The organism is Aeromonas sp. FDAARGOS 1408 (assembly GCF_019048665.1).
In the GTDB taxonomy this organism is placed as follows: Bacteria; Pseudomonadota; Gammaproteobacteria; order Enterobacterales; family Aeromonadaceae; genus Aeromonas; species Aeromonas dhakensis.
Map to the genome: position 1 here is coordinate 1,316,377 of NZ_CP077394.1, position 15,263 is coordinate 1,331,639.

Here is a 15,263-nt window from a genome sequence, read left to right on the forward strand (position 1 = left end):
GGGAAGATGAGCTATCAACACCCCTGGTGTGCACGCCTGCTCACCAGCCTGCCGGATGAACAGATAAGAGGCGCGGTGCTGGCCGATGAGCCGCGCTGGGACTACGTGGAAACCGAGCTGGTCAAGCTGGGATCCCTCGCTCACAGCCAGGTCGATCTCAATGCGGTAGCCGAGGCTTGCCTCGGCTTGCTGGAGAGCCGCACCAAGGACATGCGGGTGCTGGCCCAGCTGCTGCGCTGCCTGCAGCACCCGGCCAAGGCGACCCCGCTGGGGGCTGCGATCAGCCTGCTGGAGGCCTGGATCCAGGCCTACTGGCTGCTGGCCTGGCCCGGCAATACCAGCCAGAAACAGCGGCTGATGGTGCAAATCGTCAAGCGCTTCGAAGGGGCCCTGCCGCGCATCTGCGAGAGCGCCTCGGCAGCCGAGCTGGCCCAGTTGCTGGCCCAGGCCGAGCAGTTGGAGCGGGTCTGGCTGGCGCAGTGTCCCGACAAGGGGGAGCTGCTCGACCCGTTGGTGATGGGGCTGAAGCGGGCCCAGCGCCAGCAGGTGGCGCAGGCGCAGGCTGATGCTGCTGGGCAGTCTCAGAGCAGCGGCGCGGCGGCAGCGGGCAGCCCGACAGCGGCTGGGCCGAGTGCCAGCGGCGCCATGGTACTCAGCGGCGGTGGCGGCAGTGCCGGCATCGATGTCGACAGCTCCAACGATCGCGCCTGGCGCCAGACCCAGCTCAAGGTGGCTGAGCTCCTGATCGAACGCCAGCCGGAGGCGGCAGTGGGCTATCGGCTGCGCCGTCACGCCGTCTGGGCCGGGATCACGGCGGTTCCCATGAGCGGGGCGGGCAATAAAACCCCGCTGGCGCCCATGTCGGCGGACATGGTGGACGAGTATCGCGCCGCCATGAACGTCCCTGAACAGGGGCTCTGGCAACGCATCGAGCAGAGCCTGACTCTGGCGCCCTACTGGTTCGAGGGGCACAGGCTCTCGGCCGAGGTGGCCCAGAAGCTCGGCTTCGGGGCGGTGGCCCAGGCGATCGCCGAGGAGCTCGGCGCTTTCCTGCAGCGCCTGCCGGCCCTGCGGGAGCTCGCTTTTAGCGACGGCTCGCCGTTTCTCTCCCCCGAGTGCAGCCGCTGGCTGCAACCGGCCAAGGGCGGCAGTGCCGGCAGTGGCGAGGCGGGACTGGCCGAGGAGGTGGCCCAGCGTCACGGCGAGCAAGGGGTCGCGGCGGCGCTCGCCCTGCTCGATGAGCGGATGACGCAGTTGAAAGAGCCAAGAGATCGCTTCCATGCCTTGCTGGTGCAGGCGGAGCTGTTGGCGCAGGAAGGCATGGAGGCGCTTGCGCGCCAGCACTATCAACACTTGTGGCAAGAGGCCAGTCGCCTCGGGTTGTCGCACTGGGAGCCCGGGCTGGTCAACCGCCTGGAGAGCCTGGCGGCGCCGTTGTCGAAATGAGTGCCGAAATGAGTCATTGAGTCGGAGTTGGATCACATTTTATGTTCAAAACCATTTTTACTTTTCTGCGGCAACAGCTGCCGAAATTGAAACCCTCTTGGCCCCTGCTCGGTGCTGTGCTCTGGGTGCTGGCTCTCATCCTGGTGTGGTGGCTGGGCCCGCGTCTCGAGGTGCGCGGCGCCAAGCCGTTCGAGCCGCTGTGGGGGCGGGTGGTGTTCACCCTGCTCTGGCTCTGGCTGCTGCTGGGGGTAGTCTCCTGGCGGGTGTGGCGCAAGATGCAGCAGTTCAAGGCCGAGCGTCAGCACGAGGTGGTGCTGGAGCAGGATCCTGTCAAGGGGCTCATCGACAGGCAGGCGCTGTTCCTCGATCGCTGGCTGCAGGCGCTGAATACCCATCTGGGCAAGGGGGCGCTCTACGCCATGCCCTGGTATCTGGTGCTGGGCCTGCCCGGCAGCGGCAAGAGCAGCCTCATTCACCGCGCCAACCCGGCCAACAAGCTCAACCCGAGACTCGATACCGAGCTGCGCGACGTGGCGCAGGATCAGCTGGTGGATTGCTGGCTGGGGGAACAGGCGGTGATGCTGGATCCCGCCGGGGTGCTGCTCTCCCAGAGCGAAGCCGAACTGGATCCCCAGGCGCGCAAGCATGAGCGGCTCTGGCTGCACCTGCTCGGCTGGCTCAATGAACACCGCCGTCGCCAACCCCTCAACGGCCTGGTGCTGACCGTGGATCTGGCCTGGCTCTCTCACGCCAGCGTGGCCGAGCGCAAGGCTTATGCCCAGCTGATGCGCTCGCGCCTGCAGGAGGTGTCGGCCACCATGAATACCCGGTTGCCGCTCTATGTCACCTTCACCAAGCTTGATCTGCTGCGCGGCTTTGACGTGATCTACCAGCAGCTCGACAAGGAGGCCCGCGAGGCCGTGCTGGGGGTGACCTTCAAGCCGGGCGCCGACTGGCAGCAGGATCTGGCCCTGTTCTGGGATCAGTGGGTGGACAACCTCAACCAGAATCTGCCCGAGCTGATGCTGAGCCGGCTCGATGCCGCCCAGCGCAACGCGCTGTTCTCGTTCGTGCGCCAGCTGGCGGGCCTCAAGGATTACGTGACCAGCCTGCTGGCCGAGACCCTGGCCATCGAGGAGAGCAAGCCGCTGTTGGTGCGCGGGGTCTATGTCAGCTCCGTCTATCAGCAAGGGGTGCCGTTCGATGCGTTTGCCCAGGCAGCCTCCCGCCGCTACAACCTGCCAGATCCCATCCACTCGGCCCTGCGCGGGGAGTCCAACACCTATTTCGTGCGCCAGCTGTTCTCCTCCATCATCTTCCCGGAGGCCCATCTGGCCGGCGAGAACCGGCTGCACACCCTCTATCGCCGGCGCCGCATGGCCATCGGCCTCAGCTGCCTGTCACTCTTCTCGGCAGCCCTCATCGGTGGCTGGCACTACTTCTACCGGGTCAACGAGGAGGCGGGCCGCAACGTACTGACCAAGGCGCAGGCTTTCATGGAGACCAACGAGGTGGCCGATGCCCACGCCTTCGGGGTGAGCCAGCTGCCGCGCCTCAACCTCATTCGTGAGGCGACCCTCTCCTTTGGCAACTACCGTGAGCGGATGCCACTGGTGGCCGACCTCGGCCTCTACCAGGGGGACGAGATTGGTCCTTATGTGGAGGGCTCCTACCTGCAACTGCTGAGCCTGCGCTTTCTGCCGGCCCAGATGCAGGGGTTGCTTGAGGATCTCAACCAGGCACCTGCGGGGAGCGAGGAGAAGCTTGCCATCCTGCGGGTGATGCGGATGCTGGACGATGCGTCCGGTCGCAACAAGGAGCTGGTGGCGCAGTACATGGCGAGCCGCTGGCAGAAGGCCTTTCCGGGGCAGGGGGCGGTGCAGGAGCAGCTGATGGGGCACCTGGACTATGCCCTCGATCACACCAACTGGTATGGCGCCAGGGCAGAGCGGGATCAGGCCGCCATCACCGCCTTCGTGCCCTTCAAGGAGCCGGTCTACGGTGCCCAGCGCGAGCTCGGCAAGCTGCCCATGTATCAGCGGGTCTACCAGAACCTGGTGGTGAAGGCGGGCGATGTATTGCCGCCGGATCTCAATGTGCGTGACGAGGTGGGCCCCACCTTCGACACCGTGTTTGCCCTGCGCAGCGACAACGCCGGCCAGGTGCCGCGGCTGCTCACCTGGCCCGGTTTCAACGACTTCTTCCTCAAGCAAGACAAGGCGCTCATCGATCTCACCGCCATGGATGCCTGGGTGCTGGGCCAGCGCAAGCTGAGCCAGCTGAGCGAGGCGGATCGCAAGGAGATCACCCGTCAGGTCAACGACCGTTACGTCACCGATTACGTCAACCAGTGGCAAAAACTGCTGACCAATCTGGACGTGCAGACCCTGGAGAGCCCGGAGCAGGCGCTGGACGTGCTCGCTGCCATCACCGGCAACGATCAGCCGTTCCAGCGGGTACTGGCCTCGCTGGATGACAACACCCGCATTCGCAAGATCTCCGATGTGGAAGGGGACCCGGCCCAGGCCATCAGCGCTCGCATCGGTCGCCCCTTTATGGCCACTAATGGAGTATTGGCTGGACGTGGTGAGCAGGGGCCGCTCATTCAGGAGGTTAACCAGAAGCTGGTGGAGCTGCAGCACTACCTGGAGCTCATCGTCAACGCCACCGAGCCGGGCCAGTCCGCCTTGAAAGCGGTGCAGCTGCGCATGACCAACAAGTACGCCGATCCGGTGTTCGCGCTGCAGCAATATGCCCGCAGCCTGCCGGCCCCGCTCGATCGCTGGGTGGGTCAGCTCTCCGAGCAGAGCTCGCGACTGGTGATCGACCTGGCCATGTCCTCTCTCAATCAGGAGTGGCAGGACAAGGTGCTGGTCCCCTTCAACAGCCAGCTGGCCGGTCGTTATCCGTTTGATCCGAGCTCGAACAAGGACGTGCCCCTCTCCGAGATGGAGCGCTTCTTTGCGCCGGGTGGGACGCTGGACAGCTTCTATCAGGTCAACCTCAAACCCATGGTGGAGAGCGGCCTGATGGAAGGCGAGTTCAGCTCGCCCATCCAGGCCGAGCTGGTCAAGCAGCTGGACCGTGCTGCCCGTATCCGCCAGATCTTCTTCAGCCAGCAGGGCAACCTGGAGGTGCAGTTTGCCCTCGAGCCCATCGAGCTCACCGCCAACAAGCGGCGCAGCGTGCTGAACCTGGATGGCCAGTTGCTGGAATACGCCCATGGCCGCCGTACCAAGATCCCGCTGGTGTGGCCCAACACCATGCGCGACGGGGCCGAGAGCAAGATAACCCTGGTGCCGGCCGCCCGCGAGCGTTCACCGCGCAGCGAAGGCTTTGTCGGCCCCTGGGCCATGTTCCGCCTGATGGACAAGGGGGAGCTGACCCAGGTCAATGACGCCACCTTCGATGTGCGCTTCCCGGTGGATCAGGGGGCCATGACCTATCGCGTCTACACCGACAGCGCGCAAAACCCCTTCACCGGCGGTCTGTTCAGCCAGTTCAGACTGCCCGAATCCCTCTATTAATCGCGTCGGGGGCACGCTGTGCCCCCTTCCTGTGTTGGAAGTTCATATGTCACAGAATCAACAAGGTCAGCAGGCCCTGAAAGTGGGGCGCGACCCCAGGATGTTGCCGGAGTACGAGGCGCTGCGGGCCGAGATCAACAAGCTCAGCCACGCTTCGCGCCCCGAGGTGGACTGGCAGCGGATCCATCAGCTCGCCAGCCTCATCTTCGAAAAACACGGGGTGGATCTGCAGACCGCCATCTACTTCACCCTGGCCCGTTCGCGCCTGCAGGGGCTCAGCGGTTTTACCGAAGGGTGCGAGTTTCTCGCCAACCTCATCGTCACCCAGTGGGAGAGCTTCTGGCCGCCGGTCCATCAGGAGCGGGCCCGCATCGAGATGCTCGACTGGTTCATCGCCCGCATCAGCGACGTCATTCGCCAGTACCAGATCAGCCACGAGGACAAGCGGCTGATCTATCGCTGCGAGCGGGCGCTGCAGCTCATCAGCGAGAAGCTGCACAACGCGGATCTGAGCCGCATTCCCCGGGTCGAGAATCTGGTGCACTTCATCGAGGGGTATACCCACCTGTTCGATGAGACCGAGATCGTCATCGTCTCCGACGAGCCGGGCCTCAAGGAGGATCTGCAGATCCCGCCCATGGTGTTCTTCAAGTCCGACATGGAGAGTGAGCACGGCGGCACGGTCTCGGCATCGACCCCGCACCTGCCCCAGGGCAGCATTCTGGTGGGGCGAGAGAAGGGGCAGGTCAAGCCCACCGTGCTGAAGATTGAGCAGCACCGCCGGCAGCGTCCCGCCTGGTTCTGGTTTGGCTGTGGCCTGCTCAGCTGCGCCCTGCCAGTGATGGGGTGGCTCGGCTGGCAGCAACATCAGCAGGAGAAAACCGTGGCGGCCCAGCGCCTGGTACAGCCGGCCGCCGAGCTGCCCCGAGCCCTCAGCTACGACGACATTCGCCAGGCGCGCATCGTGCTGGGGGAGCAGACTCTGCAGAACATGGAGAGCGATCTGGTAGCCCGCTACCAGAACCAGTTGACCCGGCTCGAGCAGACGTCGCCGCTCTACTGGTATCGCTACGGTGAGGGACTGCGGAACTCGTTACAGATGCTCTATCCCGACTCGCTGGCGGTCAAGGCGCTGGACAAGCAGTGGCAGACGCAGCTTGGCAGCCAGCAGGGGGATGTCATCAGCGTGCCCACCTATCTGGATGCCCGCGCCGGGGTGGATGCGCTGCTTGATCAGCTGCTGGAGCTGGAGCGCCAGCGCAAGACGGTGACCATCTCCTACCTCAAATCCCAGCTCTACGAAGTGCAGAAGAACCTGATGCAGAACATCCCGTTCAGTCTGCGCCTGGATGAACTGGAGGCGAGAAAAGCCTCTCAGGAGCCCATCACGGCAGCCGAGCTCAAGAGCCTGGAAAATGATCTGAAAGCGCTCAACATCCGCCTCTATCAGCTGCAACAGGGCGCTTCTGGTAGCTGAAAATGCTGGTCTGAGCAAAGAGTGGCGCAAGGTATGGTGAATTTGACTGGCAAGGCAAGGTTTGCCGGAAAACTTGCCCTGTCTTGCGCAATGGATTGCAGCAGATTTGTCAGACTCAACGAGCTTGAATCGTAATTGACTGATTTTTAATGTGATTATGGGTGACCTTGCCATGGCATGGAGGCTGCTGGGTCGCCGCTTCAACTGTCTCTGCACCAGGCTGCGCTTGCACCATGGTTGCCCCACGGAGAATCCAGATGTGTCCTTCTATTGCATTGCTCGGTGACATCGGCACCGACCACGAGGGTTTCCACCCATCCCCCGTGATTGCCGCCAGCCCCGATGTATTCCTCGATGGCAAGCCGGTGGCCCGCCAGGGTGATCCGCTGGCCCCCCACGACAAACCCAACAATCCACCCCATCCGCGCAGCATCTCGGGCGGGGTCGGCTCTGTGCTGGTCAACGGCAAGCCCATCGCCGTGACCGGTACCGCCGTCGGCTGCGGCGGCGTGGTGATTGGTTCGGGCAGCGGACAGGCAGGTTAAGGAGCGCTTCATGGCAGACAGCACAGGATTACAATTTACCGTCAAGGTGGGGGCCCTGCCTGAGAGCACCTTCGTGGTGGCCGAGTTTGCGCTTGATGAAGCGCTGAACCGGCCGTTCAACCTGCGCCTGGAGCTGGCGAGTGCCCAGCCCGACATCGACTTTGGCGCCGTTCTGGACCAGCCGTGCGAGCTGCTGGTGTGGTACAATGGCGAGCTGCAGCGCCGGGTGTGCGGGGTGGTGAGTGACTTCGCGCAAGGGGACAGCGGCTTTCGCCGCACCCGCTATCAGCTGCTGGTGCAGTCGGCCCTGTGGCGGCTGTCACTTCGCCAGAACTCCCGAATCTTTCAGGCGCAAAAGCCCGATGAAATCCTCAGCATCCTGTTGCAAGAGCACGGCATCACCGACTATGCCTTTGCCCTGAAAAACGAGCATACCAAGCGGGAATATTGCGTTCAGTATCGGGAAACCGACCTCGATTTCGTGAACCGCCTCGCCGCCGAAGAGGGGATGTTTTACTTCCACGAATTCGAGCAGGGCAAGCACCGTATCGTGTTTGCCGATGACGCAGCCGCCCTGACTGCCGGCCCAGAGCTCTTCTTCAACCTCGGCAACCGTTCGCCGGAACAGGGCCCTTATGTCCGTCAGTTCCACTACCGGGAGGCGGTACGACCCTCGGATGTGGAGCTCAAAGACTACAGCTTCAAGACCCCGGCTTATGGCCTCTCCCACAAGAAGGTGGGGGTGGAGCTTGCGCACCAGCGCGACACCTACCAGCACTTCGACTATCCGGGTCGCTACAAAGAGGACCCGAGCGGCAAGGCGTTTGCCCAGCACCGCTTGGATGCGCTGCGCAACGATGCAGTGGCGGGCCAGGCTAAGTCCAACTGCGCGGCCTTGCAGCCGGGGCAGAGCTTCTCACTCACCGAACACCCCAATAGCAGCCTCAACACCGACTGGCAAATCGTGCGCATCCAGCACACCGGTTTGCAGCCACAGGCGCTGGAAGAGGAGGGTGGGAGCGGCCCCACCGTCTACCACAACGAATTTGGCGTGGTGAAAGCGAGTACCACCTGGCGGGCGCGCATCGGCAGCCCGGAGGCCCCTCACAAGCCCATGGTGGATGGCCCGCAAATTGCCATGGTGGTGGGCCCCGACGGTGAGGAGATTTACTGCGACGAGCACGGCCGGGTGAAGCTGCAGTTCCCGTGGGACAGATATGGTAGCTCCAATGACCAGAGCTCCTGCTGGGTGCGAGTCTCCCAGGGCTGGGCCGGCGGTCAGTATGGCATGATGGCCATCCCGCGCATCGGCCACGAGGTTATCGTGAGTTTCCTTGAAGGGGACCCGGACCAGCCCATCGTGACGGGTCGAACTTACCACGCCACCAACCGCCCGCCGTATGAGTTACCGGCCAACAAGACCCGCACCGTGCTGCGTACCGAGACCCACCAGGGTGAGGGTTTCAACGAACTGCGCTTTGAAGACCAGGCGGGGCAGGAAGAGATTTATATCCACGGTCAGAAAGACCTGAACGTGTTGATAGAGAACGACGCGGCTTGGCATATCAAGCACGACCAGCACACCGATATCGACAATGAGCGGGTGACCCGCATCAAGGCCAATGACCACCTGACGGTGGAGGGGGAGAAGCGCGACCAGATAAAAGCCGACTACTCGCTGACGGTGGATGCCAGCCTGCACCAGAAGCTGGGGCAATCCCTGCTGGTGGAAGCCGGTCAGGAAGTGCATATCAAGGTGGGCGACAAGCTGGTGCTGGAGGCGGGTTCTGAAATAACCCTCAAGGGAGGCGGCAGCTTTGTGAAAGTGGATCCTAGCGGCATCAAGCTGGTCGGCCCCGCCATCAAACTCAATGCCGGCGGCAGCGCAGGTTCAGGCTCTGGCTGGGGGGGGAAGGCTCCCGTGGTGCCCAAGGGAGTAGAAGTGGTCAAGGCTCCCGAACTGGTCGAACTGGTCAAGACCATCCCCACCGAGAAGGCGATGGAGGCGCTCTTGAAAGAAGAGAAAACTCTGGCAAAAGTCAGTTTTTCAGGGCGATAGAGTTAAAATGTTTTTTCAAATTAATCATTGGAATTTTTAAGTTTGGAGATTCTATGAAAATCCCACAGCTTTTTAAGCTAGTTATCCTTCTCTTCATGTCATCCCAATGTATTGCAGAGTCCTGTCCTGCTGACAGTTTTGATGGTTTTTCTCGAATTTTTATTAATGAAATCGAAGTTCAAACTAGATACACAGCAAAACCTGTTGATATTGTTTTTTATCAAGAGCTGGATGGTGACATTAAAGAGGTAAATGAATCTCGTTTTTTTAAGTTGTCAGATTTTCCTGTTGTGAGTAGTAAAGGCGCTGATGGCGATAGAGAGATTAAAATTGACAAGGATAACTTAGAGGCTGTTATCAAGGGGCGTGATTCGGGTTATCAAGTGTCGTTGTCTTTTTCCAAAAAAGACAAGTGTTGGTATCTCGTAAAAATAACTGATCATTCTATGTAGGTGGAGGTATATATGTCTTTTGATATCGCCATGAATTTGATACTTCCTCCTCGCGATGGGAAAAAACCACATATTACAGCCCCTTTTGGTGAAAAGAGGGCATCAGGACCGCATAAAGGCGTTGATTTCAATTATATAGGTGGGCAGACAGGGATTAATATGCAACATCCCGCGGCCTTTTCACCGATTGATGGTAAAGTTTCATATTCAGGTGGCTCATTTGGCACAGTAAAAATACTGGATAATAAAGGTTTTAGTCATGAAATTCTCCACTTGCTATCACAAGATGTAACTGAGGGCGAGCCTGTTAAAGCTGGAGTTACCCAGATTGGAAGAATGGGCGGTAGAGGACCGCAAAAAGAAAACCAATATGCAATGCATATTCATTATCAGATAAAAGATTCCTCCGGAAAAATTGTCAACCCTCAAGAGTGGTGGGTTAATAAAAACGCCGCTATTAGTAAGCTCATAGATATTATACCTCCCACATCTCCTTGCTTACCTATTACCCAGGCGGATGGGAAGGAGTTTAAAGATGCCAAGTCATTAGCGTCTCTTTTAGGAAATGAGGCTAACTATCTATTGGGTCTTAACACTTGGCATGGCGGTATTCATATTAGTGATAAGAAAGCTCCTTGGGTAAAAAATATCCATCCAGTTAGATGTATTGCCGATGGTGAGGTGGTTGCCTTTCGAATGATGCCTGATTATTTGGTTAGCAAATATAAAGGGCAAGAGTATCGCTATTCCAATTCTTTTTGCTTGGTTCGTCACAAGTTCAAGCAAGATAAACCAGCTGACGGAGCTAAGGATACCACACCAAGGGATAATACTTCTGATAAGGGGACGAAGGAAGAAGATGGAGGTTTCACTTATTACACTCTGTATATGCATTTATGCCCTTGGGATAAATGGCCGAAAAACAGCCGCTATCGGTTAAAAAAGGGATGGCGGGTGCGTCATAGTGTACCGAATCATGATTACCAACCTCCCGCACTAACCTTGAAAGCGGGAGAGGAATTCGAACTTGTCGAAGGTGTTACTGCACAACGTGGTTATGTAACAGGTCAAGGGGAGTTCGAATTTGCTCGTATCAAGGTGCTGAGTAACGGTGCTAGTAGCAAAGAAGTATTAGCCACAAAAGGAATTGATAACCTTTGGATGGCACAAGACCCGAGTGCGATAGAAAAAATAGGCAACATTGTTAGGCCTATGTGGGTATATGACAAAATAGAAGCTCGTGTGAAAGAAGATATGGTTGGTCGTGCCGATCCCAAAGCTCAAAAAGGGAAAACAGGACATTATGTGGCTGGTGATAGTGTTTTTAGTGTCCCAGCCGGAAGTCTGATCAGCTTTGATGCACATAGATGCGAGTGGCAGGAAGTTCGTGGTAGAGCGCGACGTATGGCCCGTTGTGTCGTACAGCCTCTTGGTCGTTTTGTTTGGTTATGTGTGGAAGAAGAGAATATTGAGATTAAGGACCAGGAGCCGACTCACTTGGGCGAGCTGTATGAATTGCCAACCCCGGTACCAATTCGTGCTGGCGAAACCATTGGCTATCTTGGTTTGTACGAAGCACCAACTTCTACCGAAGGGGGAATGTCTAGCAAGCATATGGTCCACATAGAGTTATTTAGTGACGATCCACGAGCAGAGGCAGTAGTTAGTAGTAAAGAGTGGAAGGATAAAGGCTTCACGCTGATTGATGGCTCTGATAGTGATGGAGCCTTGGATCCGGCTAAGATCCCCCCATTTTTCCTGAACCTGTATCGTCATGCTTCAGATGATAAAGAGTTGAAAGATAATGATCTTACAGTTAAAAAGTTGGAGAATGCTGTCGATAGCATAGAGAACTATGATCGAGTTAAAGGGATGGTGGTGAAGCATAGCAGCGAGTGGTGGGTTCCGGCATCAAAAGTGATGATGGAGCGATTTAAAAGTATTTTTTGTAAAGTCACTGCTCTCCCGCCTTTAATTGAACATGAGGTTAAACGGGTGGAGGAATTAGGGTGGATGGATAATCTTGGTAAAGTTAAGATTGCTGGGCCTAATGTATGGCATTTTCATCCATTTTCGCTATTGATGAACATTTCATTATCTTCGGAGGCTGAGTTGAGAATTAGAGCCTTTATGAGAATGATTAGAATGTGTGAAGGGACTGATACCGACAGTGGTTATGAAAGACTGTTTGGCGGCCAATCTTTTATAAAAGACTACAATAGAACATTTAATGATCATCCACAAATTAAAATAACGCGTAAGAATAAAAAAACAAATGTTGAATATATATCGTCGGCAGCTGGCGCCTATCAAGTTATGGGCTATACATGGAATGACCCATCGACTGAATTTTGGCGCAAGAAATATAAAATAAAAGATTTTTCACCAATATATCAGGATCTGCTTTGTGTAGTTTTCTTGAAAGAAAAAGTTCGTGGAAATGCACTGTCCATGATAGTAAATAATAAAATAAAGGAAGCTATTGAAGATAGTTGCAGTTATGAATGGGCGAGCCTTCCTCCTGGTCGACATGGTCAACCGATTAAAAAAATTGATGAATGCTTGAGTTCCTACGAAAAATTTCTTTCTGAAGAACGTTTAGGAAAAACAAGTCTTTTTATAAAGCCAGGCTTTTTGGAGTTATTTAATGATGTTCAGTAGAATCGTATTTATGTTGCTAGCGGTATCTTCTAGTACGGCTAACGCTAACATTGGAACATATGTTGGTTATTGGTCTGTTAATTGTGGTGGATTCGGAGGCAATATAATAGTATCTGATGGGGGAGGGGTAAGAGTTAATGTAAATGACAATAATCTGTTAATTTCTGCAAGATTAAAGGAGTTAAAAAATGGTTCTTCGGAATTGTTTTTTGTTGACGTGTTGGAGTCACGAAATGAAAAAATAAACTGGTCATCTATCTCTCTAGAGAAACCGATTGCTAAACTATCTGTGAATGGTAAATCTCTTGTTGTTAATTGGTATGGATTTTTTGATAAAAAGAAAAAGTTGTACATTTGGAATAAGCAGCCTGATTTTATTTTAGAAAATAATGGTGACGAAACTGCCATGATGAGAAAGTGTATTTTTGATTGAGCATCTTAAATAAAAATAATCGCGAAGTTGTCACATGTTTACTATATAAATAGTATCATAGTAAGGCATTATTCTAAAGCTGACGTTTTGTTTTTATATTTTGGGACGTTTCTTCTTTAATATTAATTCACCAGAGTGATTTAAAGTACTGACAAGATAATTCTAACATTATTTCAATCAGCTTATTTGTTTAGTGTTGTAACGACTCAGCTGTACAGATCTAGTTATCACCTGACACCGGCCTAAAACCGGTGTCTTGTTTACGTTACTTTAGTATGCTCTTCTGTCATCATCAATTTCAGAACCTTCTTGAATATGCGCTAGAAAGGGCTGTTTTTTCATTATTCTGCCCTAGTGTGGGGCGCTGGTTGTGCAGAGTTCGAAATAGCTGTCTAGGTGGTATAGACCCGCGCCTCGTGAGCCACGAAGAACGGTAGTACCGTTTCGTTGAGCGCATGGGCCGAGGTCAATGTCAGCTTGCTGGTGGTGTAGCGCGGTGGTTGAAGCAGTCCAACACGGTTTGTGGATACACTTTGCCTACTCCCTTGAGCATGCGAATGAAGAAGGTGTCGGCCGTCCGTCACCAGTTCCTCGAGGCAGTGTGGTGCTTTTGAAGCTACGGCTGAAGTGTTCGAACAGGTGAATATGTTCACCATTGAGCTAAAGCGCCCGTACCGACACGGATGCCTTAAAGACATTTTGCAGGCAACCATCAGGACGCAATAAGAGAGGGTTGTTTCTACTGGATTTAAATAGATAAGATTGAATGTTTTCTGAAAGGGATAATGGGGTGGCTGATGGGGCTCGAACCCACGACAACCGGAATCACAATCCGGGACTCTACCAACTGAGCTACAGCCACCACTGAAGATAACCATCAATGCTTGCATCGGGGAGATGCATATCATCAATGGCGCGCCCTGCAGGATTCGAACCTGCGACCCACGGCTTAGAAGGCCGTTGCTCTATCCGACTGAGCTAAGGGCGCATTGCCTCGACAAGCCTGGCGGCATGTCGAAAAACCTGGTCGGTGATAAAGGATTCGAACCTTTGACCCTCTGGTCCCAAACCAGATGCGCTACCGGGCTGCGCTAATCACCGAAAATCTCGTCTCCAGCATAGCGACAGCGGCTGTACTGGGCAACGGGCCGGCATCATACCCAAGCGGGAAAGCCAGCGTCAACGAATTTTTCCACCAATGAATTCAAATGCCTACTTATTGCCCTCCATGCGAGAGCCGCTAACACCCGTGGCAAAAAAATGCGACAATGCGCGGCAGTTGAACACATGGTGAGTGAAGAACGATGTCTGCCAAAATCATTGATGGAAAACAGGTTGCGCAAACGATTCGCAATCAGGTTGCAGCGCAAGTCCAACAGCGGTTGGCACAAGGAAAACGGGCGCCGGGTCTGGCGGTGATCCTGGTCGGGGTAGATCCTGCCTCTCAGGTCTATGTCGGCAGCAAGCGGCGTGCCTGTGAAGAGGTGGGCTTTATCTCCCGCTCTTACGATCTGGATGCGACGGCAAGCCAGGAAGAGTTGTTGGCACTGATCGATAAGCTGAATGAAGACGCAGACGTTGACGGTATTCTGGTGCAGCTCCCCTTGCCGGCTCACTGCGATACGACTCAGGTATTGGAGCGTATTCGCCCCGACAAGGATGTGGATGGTTTCCACCCCTACAACGTGGGTCGGCTGGCACAGCGAATTCCGGCACTGCGCCCCTGCACGCCCAAAGGTATCATGACGCTGATTGAAACGACCGGGGTCAAGACACACGGCTTGCATGCGGTGGTGGTCGGTGCGTCCAACATCGTTGGCCGGCCGATGACGCTGGAGCTGCTGTTGGCCGGTTGTACTACTACCACCTGCCACCGTTTCACCCAGGATCTGGAAGAGCAAGTTCGCCGTGCCGACCTGCTGGTGGTCGCCGTTGGCAAACCCAATTTCATCCCGGGTGAGTGGGTCAAGCCGGGGGCACTGGTGATCGACGTGGGTATCAATCGGTTGGCGGATGGCTCTTTGGTCGGTGACGTGGAGTTTGAGACTGCCCGCAACCACGCATCCTTCATCACGCCCGTACCGGGTGGAGTAGGCCCCATGACGGTAGCCAGCCTGATGGAAAACACCCTGAGCGCCTGTCAGGACTATCACGACAACGCAAAATGATCTTTGCCTGACTGACCCGCCAGGAGAATGCACTTCTCCTCTGGCTCGCAGCAATAAAAAAACCGGCAAGCCGCAAGGTTGCCGGTTTTTTTATTTATCCAGTTCGACTCTTACATGTTCTGTGCTTCGTTTGGCACGATGACAGAGGCATGATTGCCTTTCGGCCCCTGCTGCAGCTCGAAGTTGACTGCTTGACCTGCTTTCAACGTCTTGTAGCCTTCCATTTGTATCGTGGAGTAGTGGGCGAAAATATCCTCGCCACCTCCTTCCGGACAGATAAACCCAAATCCTTTTGCGTTGTTAAACCACTTGACTGTTCCGGTTGCCATACATCTACATCCTTTTATTGATTACCTTGAAGTCGTTGAGTAACCTGCGCCAGCCCTTTATAACTAGTAACATAGCCCATAGCAGACGGGCGCCGATTAGCAAGTAACCAATCTAGTCTAACTTTTGAGCGAGTCAAGGAGTTGTTAACAACTGATGTGATCTGGT

Annotated in this window: 10 protein-coding genes and 3 tRNA genes; 9 read left to right on the forward strand and 4 right to left on the reverse strand. The window is 55.7% G+C overall.

Annotated elements, in window-relative coordinates:
* Nucleotides 1–6 precede the first annotated feature (6 nt).
* The 8 genes from tssA (at nt 7) to I6L38_RS06325 (ending at nt 12,600) form a co-directional block, all read left to right on the forward strand.
* The gene (gene tssA / locus I6L38_RS06290; RefSeq protein ID WP_216989294.1) at nt 7–1,446 is read left to right on the forward strand and encodes a type VI secretion system protein TssA; all 1,440 of its coding nucleotides are present in this window, start codon (nt 7–9) and stop codon (nt 1,444–1,446) included.
* Between the two features lie 41 nt (nt 1,447–1,487).
* A complete protein-coding gene (tssM, locus tag I6L38_RS06295) occupies nt 1,488–4,973 on the forward strand; it encodes a type VI secretion system membrane subunit TssM (protein ID WP_216989295.1) in 3,486 nt (1,161 codons plus the stop codon).
* Nucleotides 4,974–5,019: 46 nt separating this feature from the next.
* A complete protein-coding gene (locus I6L38_RS06300; protein ID WP_201885038.1) occupies nt 5,020–6,450 on the forward strand; it encodes a VasL domain-containing protein in 1,431 nt (476 codons plus the stop codon).
* 257 nt (nt 6,451–6,707) lie between these two features.
* Nucleotides 6,708–6,995: a type VI secretion system PAAR protein gene (locus I6L38_RS06305; protein WP_005300007.1), complete on the forward strand. Its 288-nt coding sequence runs from the start codon at nt 6,708–6,710 to the stop codon at nt 6,993–6,995.
* Nucleotides 6,996–7,005: 10 nt separating this feature from the next.
* The gene (gene tssI, locus I6L38_RS06310) at nt 7,006–9,054 is read left to right on the forward strand and encodes a type VI secretion system tip protein TssI/VgrG (RefSeq protein ID WP_216989296.1); all 2,049 of its coding nucleotides are present in this window, start codon (nt 7,006–7,008) and stop codon (nt 9,052–9,054) included.
* A gap of 53 nt (nt 9,055–9,107) precedes the next feature.
* A complete protein-coding gene (locus I6L38_RS06315; RefSeq protein ID WP_155292464.1) occupies nt 9,108–9,506 on the forward strand; it encodes a hypothetical protein in 399 nt (132 codons plus the stop codon).
* A 12-nt stretch (nt 9,507–9,518) separates the two neighbouring features.
* Entirely contained in the window at nt 9,519–12,167 is a 2,649-nt protein-coding gene (locus I6L38_RS06320) for a peptidoglycan DD-metalloendopeptidase family protein (RefSeq protein WP_080689759.1), read from the forward strand.
* Between the two features lie 10 nt (nt 12,168–12,177).
* Nucleotides 12,178–12,600 (forward strand): hypothetical protein, encoded by a 423-nt coding sequence (locus tag I6L38_RS06325; RefSeq protein WP_155292465.1) that lies wholly within the window; start codon nt 12,178–12,180, stop codon nt 12,598–12,600.
* A gap of 786 nt (nt 12,601–13,386) precedes the next feature.
* Here I6L38_RS06325 and I6L38_RS06330 read toward each other — a convergent pair.
* The 3 genes from I6L38_RS06330 to I6L38_RS06340 all read right to left on the reverse strand — a co-directional run bounded on the left by I6L38_RS06330 (nt 13,387) and on the right by I6L38_RS06340 (nt 13,701).
* Nucleotides 13,387–13,462 (reverse strand) — tRNA-His (locus I6L38_RS06330).
* A 49-nt stretch (nt 13,463–13,511) separates the two neighbouring features.
* A tRNA-Arg gene (locus I6L38_RS06335) sits at nt 13,512–13,588 on the reverse strand.
* Between the two features lie 36 nt (nt 13,589–13,624).
* A tRNA-Pro gene (locus tag I6L38_RS06340) sits at nt 13,625–13,701 on the reverse strand.
* Between the two features lie 203 nt (nt 13,702–13,904).
* On the opposite strand from I6L38_RS06340, the gene folD reads away from it, so the two are divergent.
* Nucleotides 13,905–14,768 carry a bifunctional methylenetetrahydrofolate dehydrogenase/methenyltetrahydrofolate cyclohydrolase FolD gene (gene folD, locus I6L38_RS06345; RefSeq protein ID WP_005300012.1) on the forward strand — a complete coding sequence of 288 codons (864 nt, stop codon included), beginning with the start codon at nt 13,905–13,907 and terminating at the stop codon, nt 14,766–14,768.
* Between the two features lie 110 nt (nt 14,769–14,878).
* On the opposite strand, the gene cspD is transcribed toward folD, so the two are convergent.
* The gene (gene cspD, locus I6L38_RS06350) at nt 14,879–15,097 is read right to left on the reverse strand and encodes a cold shock-like protein CspD (protein ID WP_005300025.1); all 219 of its coding nucleotides are present in this window, start codon (nt 15,095–15,097) and stop codon (nt 14,879–14,881) included.
* Nucleotides 15,098–15,263 lie beyond the last annotated feature (166 nt).